21 protein-coding genes are annotated in these 19,797 nt (G+C 53.6%); 17 read left to right on the top strand and 4 right to left on the bottom strand.

Annotated elements, in window-relative coordinates:
* The first annotated feature begins 124 nt into the window (after positions 1-124).
* Positions 125-508, top strand: a complete 384-nt coding sequence (locus D3P08_RS10780; RefSeq protein ID WP_240647415.1) for a hypothetical protein — start codon at positions 125-127, stop codon at positions 506-508.
* A 135-nt stretch (positions 509-643) separates the two neighbouring features.
* Here the strand turns inward: D3P08_RS10780 and D3P08_RS10775 are convergent, their stop codons facing one another.
* The gene (locus tag D3P08_RS10775; RefSeq protein ID WP_119599695.1) at positions 644-1,909 is read right to left on the bottom strand and encodes a BaiN/RdsA family NAD(P)/FAD-dependent oxidoreductase; all 1,266 of its coding nucleotides are present in this window, start codon (positions 1,907-1,909) and stop codon (positions 644-646) included.
* Between the two features lie 116 nt (positions 1,910-2,025).
* Between D3P08_RS10775 and D3P08_RS10770 the strand changes: the two genes are divergently transcribed.
* The 6 genes from D3P08_RS10770 (at position 2,026) to nadE (ending at position 6,531) form a co-directional block, all read left to right on the top strand.
* Positions 2,026-2,862, top strand: a complete 837-nt coding sequence (locus D3P08_RS10770) for an alpha/beta hydrolase (protein ID WP_162848429.1) — start codon at positions 2,026-2,028, stop codon at positions 2,860-2,862.
* Positions 2,863-2,902: 40 nt separating this feature from the next.
* Positions 2,903-4,579 (top strand): ATP-binding protein, encoded by a 1,677-nt coding sequence (locus tag D3P08_RS10765; protein ID WP_119599693.1) that lies wholly within the window; start codon positions 2,903-2,905, stop codon positions 4,577-4,579.
* A gap of 54 nt (positions 4,580-4,633) precedes the next feature.
* A complete protein-coding gene (locus D3P08_RS27285; protein ID WP_162848428.1) occupies positions 4,634-4,771 on the top strand; it encodes a hypothetical protein in 138 nt (45 codons plus the stop codon).
* Positions 4,772-4,791: 20 nt separating this feature from the next.
* The gene (locus tag D3P08_RS10755) at positions 4,792-5,172 is read left to right on the top strand and encodes a DUF3905 domain-containing protein (protein ID WP_240647414.1); all 381 of its coding nucleotides are present in this window, start codon (positions 4,792-4,794) and stop codon (positions 5,170-5,172) included.
* Between the two features lie 104 nt (positions 5,173-5,276).
* On the top strand, positions 5,277-5,708 hold the full coding sequence (locus D3P08_RS10750; protein WP_119599691.1) for a BrxA/BrxB family bacilliredoxin: 432 nt from the start codon (positions 5,277-5,279) through the stop codon (positions 5,706-5,708).
* 13 nt (positions 5,709-5,721) lie between these two features.
* Complete coding sequence (gene nadE / locus D3P08_RS10745) at positions 5,722-6,531, top strand: ammonia-dependent NAD(+) synthetase (protein ID WP_119599690.1); 810 nt, start codon at positions 5,722-5,724, stop codon at positions 6,529-6,531.
* Here nadE and D3P08_RS27080 read toward each other — a convergent pair.
* Positions 6,528-6,779: a hypothetical protein gene (locus D3P08_RS27080; RefSeq protein WP_147381795.1), complete on the bottom strand. Its 252-nt coding sequence runs from the start codon at positions 6,777-6,779 to the stop codon at positions 6,528-6,530. The two genes, nadE and D3P08_RS27080, sit on opposite strands and share 4 nt — an antisense overlap.
* A gap of 545 nt (positions 6,780-7,324) precedes the next feature.
* Between D3P08_RS27080 and acpS the strand changes: the two genes are divergently transcribed.
* Both acpS and D3P08_RS10730 read left to right on the top strand, forming a co-directional pair.
* The gene (gene acpS / locus D3P08_RS10735; protein WP_119599688.1) at positions 7,325-7,723 is read left to right on the top strand and encodes a holo-ACP synthase; all 399 of its coding nucleotides are present in this window, start codon (positions 7,325-7,327) and stop codon (positions 7,721-7,723) included.
* Positions 7,724-7,779: 56 nt separating this feature from the next.
* Positions 7,780-8,007 (top strand): hypothetical protein, encoded by a 228-nt coding sequence (locus D3P08_RS10730; RefSeq protein ID WP_119599687.1) that lies wholly within the window; start codon positions 7,780-7,782, stop codon positions 8,005-8,007.
* A 66-nt stretch (positions 8,008-8,073) separates the two neighbouring features.
* On the opposite strand, the gene D3P08_RS10725 is transcribed toward D3P08_RS10730, so the two are convergent.
* Positions 8,074-8,427 (bottom strand): c-type cytochrome, encoded by a 354-nt coding sequence (locus D3P08_RS10725; protein WP_119599686.1) that lies wholly within the window; start codon positions 8,425-8,427, stop codon positions 8,074-8,076.
* Between the two features lie 109 nt (positions 8,428-8,536).
* On the opposite strand from D3P08_RS10725, the gene mutY reads away from it, so the two are divergent.
* The 3 genes from mutY (at position 8,537) to D3P08_RS10710 (ending at position 11,672) form a co-directional block, all read left to right on the top strand.
* Positions 8,537-9,724 (top strand): A/G-specific adenine glycosylase, encoded by a 1,188-nt coding sequence (gene mutY / locus D3P08_RS10720; RefSeq protein ID WP_119599685.1) that lies wholly within the window; start codon positions 8,537-8,539, stop codon positions 9,722-9,724.
* The gene (locus D3P08_RS10715) at positions 9,714-10,349 is read left to right on the top strand and encodes a bifunctional 4-hydroxy-2-oxoglutarate aldolase/2-dehydro-3-deoxy-phosphogluconate aldolase (RefSeq protein ID WP_338068716.1); all 636 of its coding nucleotides are present in this window, start codon (positions 9,714-9,716) and stop codon (positions 10,347-10,349) included. Before mutY ends, D3P08_RS10715 begins: the two co-directional genes overlap by 11 nt.
* 135 nt (positions 10,350-10,484) lie before the next feature.
* A complete protein-coding gene (locus tag D3P08_RS10710) occupies positions 10,485-11,672 on the top strand; it encodes a transglutaminase domain-containing protein (RefSeq protein ID WP_162848427.1) in 1,188 nt (395 codons plus the stop codon).
* A gap of 82 nt (positions 11,673-11,754) precedes the next feature.
* On the opposite strand, the gene D3P08_RS10705 is transcribed toward D3P08_RS10710, so the two are convergent.
* On the bottom strand, positions 11,755-12,912 hold the full coding sequence (locus D3P08_RS10705) for a virulence factor (RefSeq protein ID WP_119599682.1): 1,158 nt from the start codon (positions 12,910-12,912) through the stop codon (positions 11,755-11,757).
* A gap of 242 nt (positions 12,913-13,154) precedes the next feature.
* Here D3P08_RS10705 and D3P08_RS10700 point away from each other — a divergent pair, with 242 nt between their 5' ends.
* The 5 genes from D3P08_RS10700 to D3P08_RS10680 all read left to right on the top strand — a co-directional run bounded on the left by D3P08_RS10700 (position 13,155) and on the right by D3P08_RS10680 (position 19,742).
* Positions 13,155-14,255 carry an MBL fold metallo-hydrolase gene (locus tag D3P08_RS10700; protein ID WP_119599681.1) on the top strand — a complete coding sequence of 367 codons (1,101 nt, stop codon included), beginning with the start codon at positions 13,155-13,157 and terminating at the stop codon, positions 14,253-14,255.
* Positions 14,256-14,322: 67 nt separating this feature from the next.
* Entirely contained in the window at positions 14,323-15,390 is a 1,068-nt protein-coding gene (locus D3P08_RS10695; protein WP_119599680.1) for a Gfo/Idh/MocA family protein, read from the top strand.
* Between the two features lie 225 nt (positions 15,391-15,615).
* A complete protein-coding gene (locus D3P08_RS10690; protein WP_119599679.1) occupies positions 15,616-17,235 on the top strand; it encodes an ABC-F family ATP-binding cassette domain-containing protein in 1,620 nt (539 codons plus the stop codon).
* A 168-nt stretch (positions 17,236-17,403) separates the two neighbouring features.
* Complete coding sequence (locus D3P08_RS10685; protein WP_276311146.1) at positions 17,404-18,336, top strand: cation diffusion facilitator family transporter; 933 nt, start codon at positions 17,404-17,406, stop codon at positions 18,334-18,336.
* A gap of 362 nt (positions 18,337-18,698) precedes the next feature.
* Complete coding sequence (locus D3P08_RS10680) at positions 18,699-19,742, top strand: C40 family peptidase (protein WP_119599800.1); 1,044 nt, start codon at positions 18,699-18,701, stop codon at positions 19,740-19,742.
* Positions 19,743-19,797: the final 55 nt, after the last annotated feature.

Raw genomic sequence — 19,797 nt, 5'->3', positions numbered from 1 at the left:
ATGCAGTCATGTGCGCAGGTAGCACATGATTTTCCGAAAAATTGGCATGCTATGACAAGTAGGGAGTCACACTATATTCGAGCTAGTGAAAGGGAAGATGACGTTGTCAGAGCATGCGGCTATAATGTTTGACTTTAGCGACAATAGGAGCGCGGAGCTTGCGCGGAATTTGCTGCAGGAGCTGGGTTACGACCCTGTTATGCACAACGACACGCGTATGCATATTCACGTGGACGGGAATGATCTGACTTCGGCCCTTGAGATTGCGCAGTCGCACGGCGGTCAGCTGGTGGAGCAATCGGCGATCAAGGATGAAGCGATCACCAATACGGCTTACGCGTTGGACGGCATTACAATACCGGCGCATGTCGTCAATGAAGACTGGGTGGACGAAGAAGAGCGGCAGCAGCAGATGCATAATCACGATGGAGCGGGAAAATACGGCGAAGACGAGTTTCGTCCCGATCCCGAAGAGTACAACCATTTCATCGGTGACGTTCATACGTAAACCTATATCTGCTGAAAAAAAAAGCGCTTCTCCCGATTTCAACGGGCGAAGCGCTCTTTTTACAATTAGCCAAGGACAGAATGCACTTTAGAAAAGCATGTTAATGAATGAAGGAGACCGACTCCTCCTAGCTCGTTATTCCCTGCTGTTCTGTGCAGCATGCCTGCCCGCGTTATAGCCGGTCGTAAAAGCGGCGGTGATGTTGTAGCCGCCCGTATAGCCGTGAATATCTAAAATTTCGCCGCAGAAATAGAGGCCCGGCATCAGCTTGGACTGCATCGATTTCGGATCCACTTCTTTCAGATTTACGCCCCCGCCGGTAACGAAAGCTTCTTCGATCGACAAAGTACCGTCCACCATAACAGGGAAAGCCTTAACAAGCTTAGCGAGCTCCATCCATCCCTGCTTCGGAATATTATCGTAAGTAATATCCTCTTGTACTCCCGCCTTCGCAAGAAGCAGCGGAATGAGCCTCTCTTGCAAAAATCCTTTGATCGCGTTTTTGACGCTTTTTCGCGATTCGTTTTTGCATAAGGCAAGAGACTCCTTGTACACTTCATCGACACTTAAGCCCGGCAGCAGATCGATGGTTGTGAGTACCGGAGCGCCGCCGTTCTGCTTAATGCCTTTAACGACAAATTGGCTGCAGCGGAGCGCGATTGGTCCCGATATGCCGAAATGCGTAAAGATCATATCGCCCTCATGCTCGATCACCTTCTTGCCTTTGGCGTTCCAGACCGACAACGAGACGCCTCGCAAGGACAGCCCCTGCAGTTCCTTGCTCCGAATGAACGGCTCCTTTGACGTGAGCGGCACCTCGGTTGGGAAGAGCTCCACAATCGAATGGCCGGCTTCTTCCGCCCAAGCGTAACCGTCACCCGTCGAGCCGGTATGCGGAACGGATTTGCCGCCGACGGCAACGATTATGGCGCCGCCCCGGATGACCTCCCCTGACTTCAGGCGAATGCCTGATGTGCGTCCTTCTTCGTAAATGACGCGGTCAACGGGACTGTTCACCCGAATATCGACGCCGAGCGATCGAACCTTGCCTACTAAGGCATCGACGACGGTTTTTGCCTTATCGCTGACAGGGAACATTCTGCCGTTATCCTCTTCCTTCAACCGAATTCCCAAATTTTCAAAGAAGGCGATAATGTCTTTATTGCCGAAGCTTGAAAGTGCACTGTATAAATATTTACCATTACCTGGTATGTTTTTAATTAATTCATCCATTTCTTTTGCATTCGTTACGTTGCAGCGGCCACCGCCGGAAATGCCCAACTTGCGTCCGAGCTTGTCGCCCTTATCGAGCAGAAGGACTTTCGCTCCATGCTCCGCCGCAGACACGCTGGCCATTAATCCGGACGATCCTGCTCCAATTACAATAACATCATAGCTCATACCAAAGCTCCTAAATGTAGTCTCAATAAGTTTAAAAAATTAAACTTTTCTATATTCAAAACCATGATTTCCAGTATAATTTAATTATAGAACATGGGCAAGGAGGCTTAATTGTCGTGGTACGCGAAGAATGGCAGGTACTTGGAACGGAAGCCAGAAAGCTGCATGTCCGAGAATGGGGCTCCTCTAATAGACAATCCAAGGGTCTTGTTGTCATCGTTCACGGGCAAGGCGAGCATAGCGGTCGTTATGAGGGCGTGGCGGAACAGATGACCGCTTCAGGATTAACGGTTGTAAGCTATGACCTGCAGGGACATGGGCGCTCCGAAGGAAAGCGCGGGCATTTGAACGCGATGAGCGCGGCCGTAGACGATGCCCTCAGAGTGATAGAAGAAGCATGCGATCGTCATCCCGATAGGCCTGTATTTCTATATGGACATAGCATGGGCGGCAATATCGCATTCAATACAGCACTATCCAGGAAGCCGGAAATTCACGGATTGATTTTAACGAGCCCTTGGCTGCGACTGGCGTTCAAACCGCCCAGAGTCAAGGAATGGGCTGGAAGAGTTTTAGCGAAAATAGCGCCGGCAATGCCCGTATCTTCCGGGCTCAAGCCAGAAGATCTATTCAGGCCTAGCGAGCTCGATATTCCGCCTATTCAGAGCGACCCCTTGTGTCATACCACGATTACCCCAAGAGCGTTTCTCGAAGTGGAAAAGGCCGGGGAATGGGCGCTTCGCAACGCGTCCGAACTGCATGTTCCTTTGTTGCTTCTGCACGGAGACGCTGACCGGGTTACCTCCTATGAGGCAAGCAAGCAGCTGGCTGAGAGTCTAGGAAACAAATGCGACTGGTTCTCTAAGCCGGGAGGCTTGCATGAACTTCATAATGATAAGGACGGTAAAGTAACGGTAGGTTATATTGTGGATTGGATTCTCGGCAAGCTGTAGAAGCCTTCTCAATTAACCTCATAAGGAGGCCCGGTCTTTTGTGCTAAAGGACTTGCTGCTACAATTTTTCCTTTCAGTTCTCCCAGTTTTTTCATTCCTGCTTTGGCATGATAAAGAGCGCGGTTGGAAGGGCTTTGCGCCTTTTATTTCGGTCGCAAGCGGTATCGCGATTCTATTATGCTTGCTGACGACAGCAACGGTGAACGAATATGAGGTTGATTTTCGAATCGTGCCTTTTTTGATCGGATCCTTGTACGGCGGTTATCGCGCCTTGGGTATATTAACGTTGATGTACGCCGCTTTAAAGATTCCTACTTTAGACAACACGATCGAGAGTGTTTCATTCCTCGTCTTTATAAGCTTTACCCTGATCCTGATGTTAATTATTATTAGGCGCTTTCATATGGCATCCGCTGCTCGAAAAGAGAAAATTGCGCTGCTCGCGATCAGTGCCCAGCTTGCAATTGCATTGGGTACGATGAGCGTGATCATGTACCGGTTCGACATACCGTGGACGCTAACGATTGCCCTTCATATTGTTATGGCTTTCGCCGGCATGATTCTTGCGGTATGGCTCTCGGTTTTTATTATCGAAGGCGTGAAGGAGAAGCAGCTGCTGCATAACAGGGTCAATCAATTGACGATCAGCAACCGCAATGAGGTGGAGAAGCTCCAGCAATTTATCGATGTGGCGCCGCTAGCCGTCTTGATGGTAGACGAGGAGGGGCGGATCGCCCATGCGAATGAGGAAAGCTTAAGGCTGCTTTGTTTGCGTTCGGACTATACGAGTGTAAATAGTTTGGTTATGAAGCCTTACAATCGCGTGTTTCTTCATCCCGATGACATTGGCGCCAAGCTACTCGATCAAGGGCTGCAAGGGGATGCTGGTGCAACGATGCCGTATACGGAAGATGACAAAATGCTGCTCTATACGGTCGTAACGCTGCGCGACTCCGACAATCATGAAGTGACGGGGGCCGCGCTAATTGCGCAGGATATTACGGAGCTTAACAAATTGCGCGACGAGATCGGGCGCATGGAGCGATTAAGCCTGGTAGGCCAGATGGCGGCAAGCATCACGCATGAGATTCGCAATCCAATGGCGGTTATACGCGGGTTCGTTCAACTGATTCAAGAGCGGAGTCCGAAGGATCAGTTTGAATATTTCCGAATTATTATGGACGAATTAGACCGGGCGAATCTAATTATTAGCGACTTCCTGTCTCTTGCGCAAAATCGGGAGCTAGTCATGGAGAAGGGATCCATTAATACGATCATTACGGATCTCGAGCCTTTACTGCTCGCGGACGCGAACCTTCGCGGACAAAGCATGGAGGTAAACCTCTGCAAGGATTTACCGCTGATGAAGCTGAACGATAGGGAGATGAAGCAGCTTCTGCTTAATCTAGCCCGGAACGGAATGGAAGCGATGGGCGAAAAGGGCATTCTCCGTATTTGGACTGCCCATCAGAATAACGAAGTCAGCGTGCATGTCTCGGACGAAGGCGTAGGCATCTCGCCGGATAAGATGAAAAACATGTTCGAGCCCTTTTTTACGACCAAGACACGGGGAACGGGGCTGGGGCTGCCGTTATGTTTGAGTATCGCCGAAAGGCATGGGGGAAGAATTGACGTCCAAAGCGAGGAAGGGAAAGGGACTACATTTATCGTTACCTTTATCATAATGGAAGAGCGCGGTGAGCATAATAATCCATGATTGGAAAGAGCGGTGCCGCTCCCGGCAGCCGCATCCGAAAAGGAGGAGAAGCTCATGACAGATCGCGTTAAGGGAAGCAATGATTCCTTGCAGCAAAAGCAGCAGGCCGCGCAGAACAAAGCGAGAGTCGGCGGCGCAGAAACGCTCGGCATCGATAAGAAGCTTAACGGACCGAATCGTCCATCCACCTAAGTATTGAAGGAGGTTAGGTGGTGAACGATACAGGAGAGGGTAAGGATGTGTTCGGAGAGGCAAGCGGAAGCGACGATCCGGCCCTGGACCCGTACGAAATCGAATTTTTGCCGCAATTCCGTAAAGGAAGAGGTCCCGAGGCTCCCTTTGTCAATCAATATGGCGTTGTGATCGGCGACCATATGTATGAGTCGGAGCAATCTCCGCTTGAACAATGGAGCACCGAGACGGATCCGGCAATCATGTCGGGGGATGAGTGGGTTCATCCTTTCAAGGACATCGGATTTCTGTCGTCGGAGAATAGGGACTATTTCGAGAAGGGCATTGCGCCGGAGCCGGGCAGATTCCTCCATCCCGAGGAGGATGCGGCAAGCGGTATAGATGATCCAGCCCGCTCATAGGGGCATGGAGGAAAAGGGGCAACCGGAGTCTTGAACTCCGGTTGCTTTATTTTCGTAAGGGGCGTTATAATAGCTAAAAAAAGCATTGAAGGAGTGTGCACAACATGTCGATGTCATTCGAAAGATATATGCTGGACATGATCCAGCCGATGAGAGACGAGCTTACGAATCTTGGAATAAAGGAACTTCGCACGCCTGAAGAGGTGGAAGCGAACCTGCCGGACGCCAAAGGAACGGCGCTTGTCGTGATCAATTCCGTTTGCGGCTGCGCGGCTGGCCAATGCCGTCCTGGCGTAGCGCAAGCTCTTCAGAACGAGAAGCTTCCGGATCATTTGTTCACAGTGTTTGCAGGTCAAGATAAGGAAGCTACGGCGAAAGCTCGCGAATATTTTGCGCCGTATCCGCCATCTTCACCATCCATCGCGCTTATGAAGGACGGAGAGCTTGTACATTTTATTGAGCGCCATCAAATCGAGAACCGCTCCGCAGTTGAAATCGCAGCTGATCTGACAGAGGCATTTAATAAGTATTGCTAATAGGAGCAGTATCATGACGTTGCAGGAGCAAATCATTGAACGGTTCGGCGTAAAGCCGGTAATCGACCCCGAGGAAGAAGTCCGCAGAAGAGTGGATTTCTTGAAGCAATATGTGCTGGATGTCAAGGCGACCGGCTTGCTGATTGCGATTAGCGGCGGGATTGACAGCGCGGTCGCGACGGGTCTATGCAAGCGGGCAACGGATGAGCTGACAGCCGAGACCGGCAGGGAATATATGACGCTAGGCGTGTTTCAGCCCTATGGCGAGCAGGAGGATATCGCGGACAGCTATGCCGTCGCGGAAGCCTTTGATCTGAAATATAAGGCTGAAACGAACATCGAGGAAGCCGTCGACGAGATTGCGCTTGAAGTGGAATACAGCTTCAAGGCAATCGGCATGTCCCGGCATCTTAGCCGGGGCGGCAAGGGCAATGTAAAGGCCAGAACGCGAATGGTGATGCAGTATGCGCTTGCTTTCGATCTGAATCTCCTTGTCGTGGGCACGGATCATGCGTCGGAGGCGCTGACCGGCTTCTTCACCAAGTGGGGGGACGGCGCAGTAGATATTACGCCGCTCAGTTCCCTGAACAAACGCCAGATTCGCCAAATCGCGGCATATCTCGGCGTACCGGACAGCGTGCTGCAAAAAGCCCCTACTGCGGGTCTGTGGGAAGGCCAGACGGACGAGAATGAGCTGGGAATCAAGTACGACGATAACAGCGACTATCTCGAAGGCAAAGAAATCGCGCCGGAAGTTCGCGAGAAGCTGGAGAAGCATTACTTGAAGACAGAGCATAAACGCGCGCCGATCCCGGGCATCTAGTTGTCCGGGATCGGCGCTTTAGGAGGCTGCCGGCCGGCAGCCTTCTTTTGTCGGGGGCGGCGGGGAGCTGCAATGGCGAAAAGCGCCCTTGCAAAGCCCGTGCCCGCGGCTGCGGAAGCTGCAATGGCGAAAAGCGCCCTTGCAAAGCCCGTGCCCGCGGCTGCGGAGGCTGCAATGGCGAAAAACGCCCTTGCAAAGCCTGCCCCCGCGGCTGCGGAGGTTGCAATGGCGAAAAGCGCCATTGCCAAGCCGCGCCCGCGCCTGCGGAAGCTGCAAAGGCGAAAAGCGCCCTTGCAAAGCCCGCGCCCGCGCTTGCGTAGGCTGCAAAGGCGAAAAGCGCCATTGCCAAGCCCGCGCCCGCGGCTGCGGAAGCTGCAAAGGCGAAAAGCGCCATTGCAAAGCCCGCGCCCGCGGCTGCGGAAGCTGCAATGGCGAATAGCGCCCTTGCAAAGCCCGTGCCCGCGCTTGCGTAGGCTGCAAAGGCGAAAAGCGCCCTTGCAAAGCCCGCGCCCGCGGCTGCGGAAGCTGCAATGGCGAAAAACGCCCTTGCAAAGCCCGTGCCCGCGCTTGCGTAGGCTGCAATGGCGAAAAGCGCCATTGCCAAGCCCGCGCCCGCGGCTGCGTAGGCTGCAATGGCGAAAAGCGCCCTTGCAAAGCCCGTGCCCGCGCCTGCGGAAGCTGCAATGGCGAAAAACGCCCTTGCAAAGCCCGTGCCCGCGGCTGCGGCGCTCATTCTTGACATCTCCGGTTCCTTCTGCTAATGTCACCTTCATGGAAAAGGGGGCGCTTGCGCGTGATTATTGGAATTGGACATGATCTGACGGACGTGACGCGCATATCGGGTACGCTGGGAAGCAGGCATGGCGGACGTTTTCTGCAGCGGATTTTGACCGAGCAAGAGCAGGAGACGGCGCGGTCTTATAGCGGCGCACGGCTGCACCAATTCGTCGCGGGCCGGTTCGCCGCCAAGGAAGCGATCTCCAAAGCTTTCGGCTGCGGGATTGGCGGGCTGCTTAACTTCGAAGATATGGATATTAGAAGGGACGTCAGCGGCAAGCCTTATGTCGTGCTTTCAGAGAAGGCCTGGGAGAAGCTGCGGCTGAATGCCGAGGAAACGGCCGTCCATTTGACGATTACCCATGAGAAGGCGCTTGCATCGGCGTTTGCGGTTGTGGAGCGGATAAAACCGTAACCTTTGGCCTATACTTGCATGTAATATAGCAAGTATCAGTCGAAGGGAGAATGGCCATGGACAGAAAGCGTCAGGATGGCGCGAAGCGCCGGTTCAAATCAGGGCAATGGGTGGAGTATGAAGGCGTGTACTTGAGCGAATGGGGCGATGATTTGCTGCTTGTGCAAGGCGATTTATTCCCTTCTCATCCTCAAATGGGCGACACAAACTGGACGTATGCCGGTCCTACTGTGGATGAACGGCTGAGATCGCCGAAGCTGAATGGACATTTTATCGGATATTAGGACACGAATAGATGAAAGCTGTCTCGCCGCTAAGCGCAGACAGCTTTTTTATGTCCGGCACATCCTTTATTTCTTCCCGCTCAGCCAATCAGCGAGGCCTTGAATCTGTTCTTTCGTCAGCTGGTCTGCGAAGGCGGGCATAACGCCTTCTCCCTGCTCGATTTGGGCGACGATTTCATCCGCGCTCATCCGTGAGCCGACCTTCTCCAAATTCGTATTCGGCCCCACACGTCCCTGCAGGTCATTGCCATGGCAGCTGAGACATTCCGCTTTGTACAACGCGGCTACCTCGCTTGGCGCATCCTGAAGGGCGTCCGTCTTCGAGACCCCGCCTCCGCCGCATCCTGCCGCTAGAGCCAATATAGCGGCGGCTCCCAATATTTTAACGAAATAAGCTTGAGCTCGATGAATGGCTGTCATTCGTATCCCCCTCTTCTCTGTGTCAATGCTGTCCATAGGCATTCCGTCATATAATTCGTATAATAGAGGATAACGAGAATTCTAACAACCTTGCGGAAGGAACCGATAGATGACAACTCAAATTGCAAAAACATATTTCAGCGAGGAGCTGCTAGCCTGGTATAGACGGGGAAACCGGGACTTGCCGTGGCGGAAGAACCGGGATCCATACCGAATTTGGGTGTCGGAAATTATGCTGCAGCAGACCAGGGTGGATACGGTCATTCCATATTTCGAACGGTTTATGGCCAGCTTCCCGACCGTACAAGCTTTGGCCGAAGCGCCTGAGGAAGAGGTGCTGAAGTGCTGGGAAGGTCTCGGCTATTATTCCCGGGCAAGAAACTTGCAGGCTGGCGCAAAAATGGTCATGGAGCTGTATAACGGCATCATACCGGATAATAAAGATGCGGTAGCAGGCTTAAAGGGCGTTGGCCCGTATACGGCAGGAGCGATTATGAGCATCGCGTTTAACCGGCCGGAGCCGGCAGTCGACGGCAATGTGATGCGGGTGCTGTCCCGCTATTTCTGCTTGGAGGACGATATCGCCAAACCAAAAACGAGAATCGGCATCGAGAAGCTGGCGGCGTCGCTTATTCCGGAAGGAGCGGCGGGTGATTTCAATCAGGCTTTGATGGAATTGGGAGCGCTTGTGTGTACGCCCAAATCGCCAAGCTGCCTGCCATGCCCGGTTATGGAGCATTGCGAAGCAAGGCTTGCCGGCAGAGAGTCGGAGCTTCCGATCAAAACAAAAGCGAAGCCTCCCCGTCCCGAATATCGGCTGTCGGTCATCGTGGAAGGCAGCGGAGAGCATGCAGGGAAGGTGCTCGTCCGCAGGCGGCCGGATACGGGATTGCTTGCCCAGATGTGGGAGCTGCCGCATATGCTGCTGGAGGATGTGAAGGACGGTTGGGAACAGGCTGGTATACCGAAGGAAAGCGGTGCGCTTGCCGAATCGGTAACCCGCATGCTGGAAGGAGAAACGGGCTTGCTTGTCCGACCGACCGGATGGTTCACGGACGCGGATCATGTGTTCAGTCATATTCATTGGTATATGCGTGTATATACCGCGGATCTGGGCGAGGTCTATACCGCTTTCCAAGATTGGTCTGCGGCTGCGGAATCCAGAGAGCAATACGAGACGGCGGAGCGCGCCGAATATCGCTGGATAGGGCGCGAGGAGATGGACAAGCTGCCATTCCCGAATCTATTTATTCGAATTTTACGCGAGTATTGGAGAGGAGCAAGCCATGATGAATAGTATGCTGAACGAACTGCTCGAACATAAAATCGTCGCCATCCTTCGCGGAATCGAGGACGGCCGCGCGGACGATACGGCCAGAGCATTGATCGACGGCGGCATTCGGCTGATGGAGATCACGATGAATACGGACGGAGCGCCGGCTATGATCAGCCGTTGGCGCGAGAAATTCGGCGCGGAAGCGCGAATCGGCGCCGGAACCGTCATCGACGTGAGGAAGGCGGAAGAAGCGGTGGCGGCGGGCGCGCAGTTTCTTATCTCGCCGAACCTAGATGAAGAGGTTATCGCTTATGGGCGCGGGCGCGGCATCTCCGTCTGGCCGGGCGTGATGACGCCGACCGAAATCGTAAAGGCGATAAAAGCAGGAGCCGACGCGGTTAAGCTGTTCCCGATGGGGACGCTTGGAACGGGCTACTTGAAGGAGATACGAGGCCCGCTGAACGATGTGCCGATCTTGGCGACGGGCGGTGTGGATATGCACAATATAAAGGATTATTTTGCCGCGGGCGCGAATGCGGTCGGTATGGGCGGCAAGCTCGTTAACATGGAATGGGTGAAGGAAGGCCGGTTCGACCTTGTGACGGATCGCGCGCGGGCTTTCACGGAGGCTGCTGCATCCCTATAACGGTAATCGGAAGCGAAAACGGCGCCGCAATCTAGCATGATTTTTATATCCAAGCATATGATGGTAGGAATAGGCGTGAAGCGCCTACGCTTTCGAAGTATGTTTCACTTACGTGAACCATTTGAGGAGGAACGTATGCGAAAAGGAATGGCCAGGCTGCTGTTGCTTGTTGTGATCGTCTTAGCGGCATACAGTCTCGACCAGAAGCTGGATTTGTTCCCGAAGTTCGCGAAGTCGGAGGTTGCGATGGAGCCGGCTGAAGGGGAGCGGGTGACGCTTCAAAAGCTGGATGGCGGCAATGCCCAGACGGAGCGGCCTTACGGCAAGCTGGAGCTTGAGCTCGCGGCAGGATTCAAGGAGCGTTCCGAGCGGTTTTCGGTGACCTATACGGGGGACAAAAAGAAGCTTTCGGAAAACATGACTAGCATCATTCGCGATGCGCTAAGGCATGATGATTATTCGGCTTATATTTTGGAATCGTACATCTACACCATACGCAGCTGGGGCAATAAATCGACCATTACAGTAGAGGCGCGGTATCGCGAGACGCTTGAGCAGACGGCGGAGGTCGACCGCGTCATTGAAGAGGCTCTGGCCGAAATTTTAAGGCCCGAAATGAACGATCATGAGAAAGTGAAGGCGATCCATGACTGGGTCGTTACGCATGTGGAATACGATCAGTCTTTGAATTATTACACGGCTTACAACGCCGTTTCCCTCGGCAAAGCGGTCTGCCAGGGCTATACGCTACTTGGTTACCGTATGCTGGATAAAGCCGGCATACCGGTGCTTATCGCGGAAGGAACGGTAAATACAGGCGAGCACGCTTGGAATATGGTGCAGCTGGACGGCGTTTGGTACCATCTTGATTTGACATGGGATGATCCGATAGGCGTGGAGGATGACCGCATCCGGTATACGTATTATTTGAAAACGGATGAAGAGCTGCGCGCCGACCACCAGTGGACGAGGACGTATCCGGCTGCTGCCGTCTCCTATGCGGATACGGTGGAGACGTTGGTGCAAGAAAGCGGCGAGAAGGACGCGCTGCGCTACAACAAGCTGAAGCTGTCGCTTGGCTTGCACTGGTTCGACGAAGCGCATACGGTAACCGACGAGGAGCAGCTCCGCGACAAGATCCATACTGCCGTTCGTTCGCGGACGACGAATTTGGAGTTCCGCTATAAGGATGGGGAGGCTTTCCCCGAAGCTCTGAAAGCGGCTTTTGATGGCGTCGGCGTGGCGGTCGGCTACCGCGCCAGCTACGAGAAATTCGGCAGCGACGAATCGCTGCTAGTTAATATTCATTTGAGCTACCAGTAAGCGCGTGAATATAAGAAGCCCGCAGGACCTATTAGCCATTACAGACAAAGGCTAATGCGTCTTGCGGGCTTTTTTGCAGCGATTAATTGATATCCTGCTCTTGATTGCGCGCGGCCGTAATCTGCTGCCATACCGAGCCGGCCGCTTCCTCGCCGCGCTTAATTCTCTCGAGCGCGATTTGGGCTTGCAGCTTCACTTCGAATTCGCTGTCGTTCGCCGCTTCTTCGAGCGCTTCAATCGCCGTCTCGTCTCCGGCTTCATACAGGAACCTGGCGGCTCTCCACCGCACCAGCTTGTTTTTATCCTTAAGCGCCTCGATCATCGGTCCGATTGCGGCAGGGTCACCCATATCGGACAACGTATCGCCGGCAGTTCTTCTGACGGAGGAAGAGCGGTCTTTCAGCGCTTCGAACAGGAGGGGCAGAGACTCCGGCGAACGAAGATCGCCCAGATAGACGACCGCTAGACGTCTGATCGACGCGTTCTCGTCGCGGATCGCTTTCGCCAGCAGCGGAATCCCTTCCGGTGCGCTGACATAACGCTCCAGCGCGGCGTAACGGACCTGCCAATCGTCGGATTGGAACGCCTGCACGGTCTCTTCCAGAGTAAGCGGCGCCGGTCTAGGCGCAGCGGGCGACGCCTGCTCACCGGGTCCTGCTTCGAGGGAGGCTGCGATCAGTGCTGACAGCCTCTCGTCCGTATAGGTCGCATCGAGCTCCCGGACGATTTCTTCCGCGATTTCCTCCGGCTCGCCATAACGGACGCCGAGTTCCTCCAGCTTTCGTTCCCGGATCATGCTGGACCCTGCCGCAGCGTTCACCGCGTCGGCGAATTTGGCGGGCAGCGCCGAACGGACCTCACGGTCGTTCATGCGGACTCTGACCTGGATCGGTATGCCGCGGAACATTTGAACCAGAACCTGCGCTTCGCCGAAGCCGGTAGCGACGCCGGCTCCGCCGCCTGATTGGCTTTGGCCGTCTCCATCGGCTTGGAGCAGCGCGCGCGCATCCGCGAGAATCCGCGCCCAATCAGCGCTTGGCTTGCGGTCCAGCGCAATGAAATCCGCCGTCCAGAATACGCTTTTGACGCCGTCTATGCCAAGCAGGCCTTTGAGCGGCTCCGGCGCCTGCTCGGCTTCGCTCGCCAGAAAAGTCAGTCTGCGTCCGCGCGGCAGCGTCTCATCCAGGTTAAGCTTCATGGAATTCGGGCTCGGCGTTGGTTCTATCGATAAAAGCTTCATAAGAAGAGTTCCTCCTTTAGCGGGTGAAAATGTCGATTTCTGCGTTTGCCGCAGCAGTCATTTCTACTATACCATGACATTAGCGGATATTCCCAGCCGACGGCACCATCGATCCTGTCCCGGGAGTAAATTGTAAAAGATGCGGCCGACTTTGCGGGGGACGCAAGGCCTTATTTGCATTGCATACCTATCGCTTGGTATCTTAATGGTATGCATAAGCATGCGAGGAGGGTAAGCCCAACTTGAGGATAAGAAGATTCGAAAATCAGGATCAGGTCGAACTGCATAATTCCTACAAGCATCTAAAACGATGGCGTCAAGAACGAATCCGGAAGCTGAAGCTGAAGGACTATTCGTATAGGGTGCCTAACGTAGAGCCGGATTTGCCGTTTCTGGCGCGCAACAGGGACATTCCCTCGATAACGTGGATCGGCCACTCGACCTTCTTTATTCAGCTCGGGGGACTTAATATCATTACCGATCCCGTATGGGCAGGCCAGATGGCCTTCCAAAAGAGGCTGGCTCCGCCGGGCGTTCCGATCGATGAGATGCCGCCTATCGATATCGTGTTAATTTCGCATTCGCATTACGACCATCTCAATATCTCCTCCTTAAGGAGGCTGAAGGGAGAGAAGCTGCTGCTTGTTCCCGCCGGCTTAAGCAATAAACTAAGGCTTAAAGGGTTCAGCAGAGTGAAAGAGCTGGGATGGTGGGACTCCGTGACGGAGAACGGCGTCACCTTCACGTTTGTCCCGTCTCAGCACTGGACACGCCGCAATCCATGGGATACGAACAGCTCCCATTGGGGCGGCTGGGTCGTAGAGCCGGCAGCCAAGCGTGAAGCTGCGATGGAGAAAGGCGGCGGATCCGGCAAGAAGCAGGACGAATCGGTGACGGCTTCTCGCAACGAAGCAGCGGCATCCCTGGACACTGGCGGAGCGGTGAAGCCCGGCCGTATGGAAGGAAGGGGTCCGAGACCGCTTGTTTCCTCGTCGCCGACGGTATATTTTGCGGGGGACAGCGGATATTTTCGAGGCTTCAAAGAAATCGGCAGCCGCTTCCATATCGATGTGGCGCTGATGCCGATCGGCGCTTATGAGCCGGAATGGTTCATGGGACCGCAGCATGTTACGCCGGAGGAAGCTTTGCAGGCGTTCGAGGATGTGGGAGCGAATTGGTTCGTCCCGATGCATTACGGCGCGTTTAAGCTGGCGGATGACACGCCGCGCGAAGCGCTCGACCGGCTGGAGGCGGAACGTCTTCGCAGAGGGCTGAACCAGGAGCGCGTTATCCTGCTCCCGCATGGGGAGACATGGAGGCTTGCGGACGGTTCCGAGGTGTGAGCAGGCGCCCAACTATATTACGTTTTCACTTATTGTCATACTAGCATTCATATTAGGAGGGTCTTTTATGAGCCAGAATACCATTTCAATCGGCATCATCGGAGCGGGAGGAATCGGCAACGTCCATATGGGCACGTTAGCCCAAGTAGACGGCGCGGAAGTGACGGCTGTCGCTGACGCTTATCAGCCTCTCGCTGAACAGCGGGCGGAGGAGCACGGCATTAAGACTGTATATCCCGATCCGGGCGCGCTGCTGCAGGATGAAAGCATCGATGCCGTCGTAATCGGCGTTCCGAACAAATTCCATGCGGAGCTTGCGGTCGAGGCGTTAGGTCGCGGCAAGCATGTGCTGCTGGAGAAGCCGATGGCAATCGATTCCGCCGCGGCTAGAACGATCTACGAGCAGGCGGAGCAATCGGGCAAAGTGCTGATGATGTCGCATCAGATGAGATGGAGGGGACTGAGCCGCGCGGTTAAGGCGATCATTGAAAGCGGCGAGGTCGGACGCATCTATAACGCGAAGACGGGCTGGCTCCGCAAGAAAGGCATTCCGGGCTGGGGCTCCTGGTTCACGCGCAAGGACCAATCGGGGGGCGGGCCGCTCATCGACATCGGGGTGCATATGCTGGACCTGTCGCTTTATTTGATGGGCAATCCGAAGCCGGTATCCGTATTCGGCTCTACCTATGCGGAATTTGGCCCCAATAAGGAAGGCATCGGGAACTGGGGAACTCCGAATTGGGACGGCTACTACGATGTAGAGGATCTCGCATCGGCGCTCATTAAGCTGGATAATGGCGCTACACTGGCGCTTGACGTCAGCTGGGCAGCGCACTCCGCCGGATTGCCGGAGGAGCCGTTCATCCACTTGATGGGAACGAAAGGCGGCATTTCGATCATCGGGGAGAAGGGCACTTATGTCACGCATAAGGACAATCAAGTGGTCGAAACCGAAATTGCTCCGCTTGAAGGCGAAGAAGACCGGATCCTGATGATGAAGCATTTCATAGATTGTATCCGTGAGGGCAAAGCGCCGATTACATCCGCTCTGTCCGGTTATACCAACAACCGGATTTTGGATGCCATTTATGAATCCTCCAAGACAGGACATGAAGTGAAGCTGAACTGGGACTAAAGCATATGCGGTTCAATACATACCTCCGCAAGGGAAGCTTTGCGGGGGTATCCTTGCATAGTGCGAAGCTGGAGGCTTCGTCTAAAATGGATTAATAGTGTTGAATTTCCTATTTATTCGAGTCTTTACAAGAAACCTTCCTTGCGAAGGTTCGTTTCTAGTTGGGCCTGTGCTATAATAGTTCGAGAAAATGCGATTTTGTAGTGAAGGACGGGATTAATAACCATGATAAGTACGAGCGGCATTACGCTTCGTTACGGGAAGCGAGCCCTTTTTGAAGATGTTAATATTAAGTTTACGCCTGGGAACTGCTATGGCTTGATCGGCGCGAACGGCGCGGGCAAGTCGACGTTCCTCAAAATTCTTTCCGGTGAAGTGGAGCAAACGTCGGGCGAGGTTCATATTACGCCAGGCGAGCGCCTTGCGGTGCTGAAGCAGAACCATTACGAATATGACGAGTTCCAAGTGCTCGAAACCGTCATTATGGGTCATAAGAGACTGTATGAAGTGATGAAAGAGAAGGATGCGCTTTACGCCAAAGCCGATTTTACGGATGAAGACGGCATGCGCGCCGGCGAGCTGGAAGCCGAATTTGCCGAGATGAACGGATGGGAAGCGGAGTCGGAAGCGGCTGAAATGCTGAACGGCCTTGGCATCGGTACGGATTTGCATCACAAAAAAATGGCGGAGCTGGGCGGCAACGAGAAGGTTCGCGTCCTTTTGGCGCAAGCCTTGTTCGGCAATCCGCAAATCCTGCTCCTTGACGAGCCTACCAACCATTTGGACATCGAATCGATTCGTTGGCTGGAAGACTTCCTCTCGAAGTATGAAGGCACCGTTATCGTGGTCAGCCATGACCGTCACTTCTTGAACCAGGTTTGTACGCATATCGCGGATATCGACTTCGGCAAAATTCAGCTGTATGTGGGCAACTACGATTTCTGGTACGAGTCCAGCCAGCTGGCTCTGTCCCTGATGCGCGCGGAGAACAAGAAGAAGGAAGATAAAATTAAAGAGCTGCAGGCGTTTATCCAGCGCTTCAGCGCGAACAAGTCCAAGTCCAAGCAGGCGACTTCGCGGAAGAAGCTTTTGGACAAAATTACGCTGGACGATATCCGTCCGTCTAACCGGAAATATCCGTTCATTCAATTTAAAGGCGAGCGCGAAGCCGGTAAGCAGCTGCTGCTTGTGGAAGGGCTCACTAAGTCCATCGAAGGCGAAAAGCTGATCGACAACCTGACGATTACGATCAACAAAGGCGATAAGGTTGCGTTCGTCGGTCCGAACGGACTGCCGAAAACAACGTTCTTCCAATTGATCGCCGGCGAGCTGGAGCCGGATGCGGGCACCTATTCGTGGGGGGTAACAACGACCCGCGCGTATTTCCCTAAGGACAACTCCAAATATTTTGACGGGGTAGACCTGAATCTGGTGGAATGGCTTCGTCAATATTCCAAGGATCCGGATGAGACGTTCCTGCGCGGCTTCCTCGGACGGATGCTGTTCTCGGGCGACGACGCGATGAAGAAAGCAAGCGTACTGTCCGGTGGCGAGAAGGTGCGCTGCATGCTGTCCAAAATGATGCTGGAAGGCGCAAACGTCTTTATTCTAGACGAGCCGACGAACCACTTGGATCTGGAGTCCATCACGGCGCTGAACAACGGCCTGATCGATACGGACTGCACGATCCTGTTCACATCGCATGACCATCAGTTTGTTCAGACGGTCGCGAACCGCATTGTTGAAATTACGCCAAACGGGGTAATCGACCGGATGATGACGTATGACGAATATCTGGAAAGCGCGGAAATTAAAGAGCTTCGCGAGCGTATGTACGCGGTATAGCATGCGCAAACTAACCGTCTTGGGAGAAATCCCAAGGCGGTTTTTTCATGTGGCGCTTAGGCTGTATGGCGCTTATCCCACTTTTTTGCCCTTATGCATAAATGTGCGTACAAGGTCAACACTGTTTCTCTAGACCCACACGGGATCGGTCGGGTATGATAGCGAGAGATGTTTGCTAGAGAATGGCAGGAGGGTACGACTCTGACACAGTATGATGAAATTAAACAAGGCGAGAAGGGCGCTTGGGTCAGCATCGCGGCATATTTGGCGTTATCGGCGCTAAAACTGGGCGCAGGCTATTGGTTCGTATCGGGCGCGCTTGTGGCTGACGGTTTTAATAACCTGACCGATATCGTCGCTTCGGTTGCAGTCCTTATCGGCTTGCGTATCTCGCAAAAACCGCCGGACAAAGATCATCCCTATGGTCATTTCCGGGCGGAGACGATTGCGGCACTTGTAGCTTCCTTTATTATGGCGACTGTCGGCATCCAAGTGCTGATCACAGCCGTCAAATCCATCTTTGACGGCGAGCCGGCGACGCCGAATCTGTTCTCGGCATGGGTGGCTCTGTTTGCGGCGGTATGTATGGGCGCCGTCTATGTATACAACAGCCGTTTAGCCCGTAAAATAAATAACCAAGCGCTGCAAGCGGCGGCTAAGGATAACCTGTCCGACGCGCTGGTCAGCATAGGCGCGGCTGTCGGCATTATCGGCGCGCAGTTTGGCATGCCATGGCTGGACCCGGCTGCGGCAATTGCCGTCGGTCTCGTCATATGCAAGACGGCTTGGGACATATTCTCCAGCTCGACGCATGCTTTAACGGACGGCTTTGACGAGAAGGAGCTGAAGACGCTCCGGTCAACGATCGCCAAAACAAAAGGCGTCTTAATGATTAAAGACATCAAAGCGCGCATTCACGGCAGCAATGTGCTGGTCGACGTGATCATCCAGGTAGATCCGGCGCTTACGATCATCGAAAGCCATCAAATATGCGATGATATCGAGCGGAGGCTTGGACGCAAGCATAATATTATGAGCGTGCATGTCCATGTAGAGCCTCTCGAGGAAGAAACACAAACGCCGCAATCGGCGCCACATTGACATCCATTCTCGGCTGGTAATTTGGACCAATGACGGCGGCTAAATCGATAAAATGAGTCATTGGTCCTAGGACACAAATGAGAAGGTCCTAATGTTTGTGAAATACGACAGGGTGTGGCAGTTCAAGCGACGGCTGAAAAAAATATCAAACATTAAAAAAATGTGAAGGCATCCCTATAATAGGGATGCCTTTTATTAATTTTTTCTCAGCGTTTTCCTATAATCCCATACTCCCAGTCCCGGCTAGTCCTATTTAGGAACATGGGTCGATGCCCAGGCTAGTGGACGAACTTACAATGGTTGTAGTCGCCGATTACGGCATCATTACAACAACCGGGGAGGCGTATTCCATGAAATACACGATGAAACAAAAAGTCGCAGCCGCGACGGTTACAGCAGCAATTATGTTTGGTTCCTTGACGGTACTGCCTGCGCCAGCAGCATATGCCGCGCAAGCTGCCGAAGTGACTTGGGGCGTAAATATGCGCACCGCACCGTCCGCATCGGGCGATGTCATCCGCATGCTGAAGAAAGGCGAGAGCATTTCCATAATTGATGAAACAGGAAGCTGGTATAAGATTAGCGACGCCAGCGGCAAAGTGGGTTATATCTCTTCCAATACAAAATATACGGACATGGTCAGCGGAAGCTCCGCACAGACGGTAACGGCAGCCTCAGCAGGATCTAACGCTGTTGTGAAAAAATCAGTCTCGTTCCGAAAAGGACCTTCGACTTCTTCTTCTCGCATCCGTTACATGAAAGCGGGCGAGCAAGTGAAAGTGACTAGCAAATACAACAGCTACTGGTACGCGGTTACGGATGCGAACGGCGTCAAGGGCTACGTTTCGACGCAGTCTCAGTACCTGTCCGTTGGCAGCGGTACCGTCAGTTCGGGCACAACGAACTCTGGCTCGGCTACGGCGCCGTCTGCTCCAACGCAAACGCCGTCGACGCCGGCATCGACTAACGCGTCCGTTGAAAAGGTCATTGCCGCGGGCATGAAATATTTAGGCACGCCTTATGAATTTGGTTCGAACCGCAACACGACAGCGACGTTCGACTGCTCCGATTTCGTGAGACAAGCCTTCAAAGACGCTCTTGGCATAACCCTGCCCGCAGACTCCCGTCAGCAAGGCGAATATGTGAAGAACAAAGGCAACTACACAACAAATATCAACAATTTGAAACGCGGCGATCTCATGTTCTTTATGTCTTATAAAGGCAGCAGCGCGTCGGCCTATAGCGGCATCAACAAGTCTTCGCAAAAAATAACGCATTGCGGCATTTATTTGGGCGACGGCAAAATTTTGCACACGTATTCCAATGAAAGCGGCGGCGTAACGACTAGCGTCGTGACCGGCAAGCACTGGGAATACCGCTTCCTCTTCGGCGGAAGCGCCCTGTAATCGCGGAAGCAATGAAAAAAGCTATCCTTATTCCTGCTCTTGATAGGAGCGGCAA

Origin of the sequence: Paenibacillus nanensis (assembly GCF_003583765.1) — a bacterium.
GTDB lineage: Bacteria > Bacillota > Bacilli > Paenibacillales > Paenibacillaceae > Pristimantibacillus > Pristimantibacillus nanensis.
This window is presented reverse-complemented; position numbering and strand designations above follow the sequence as displayed.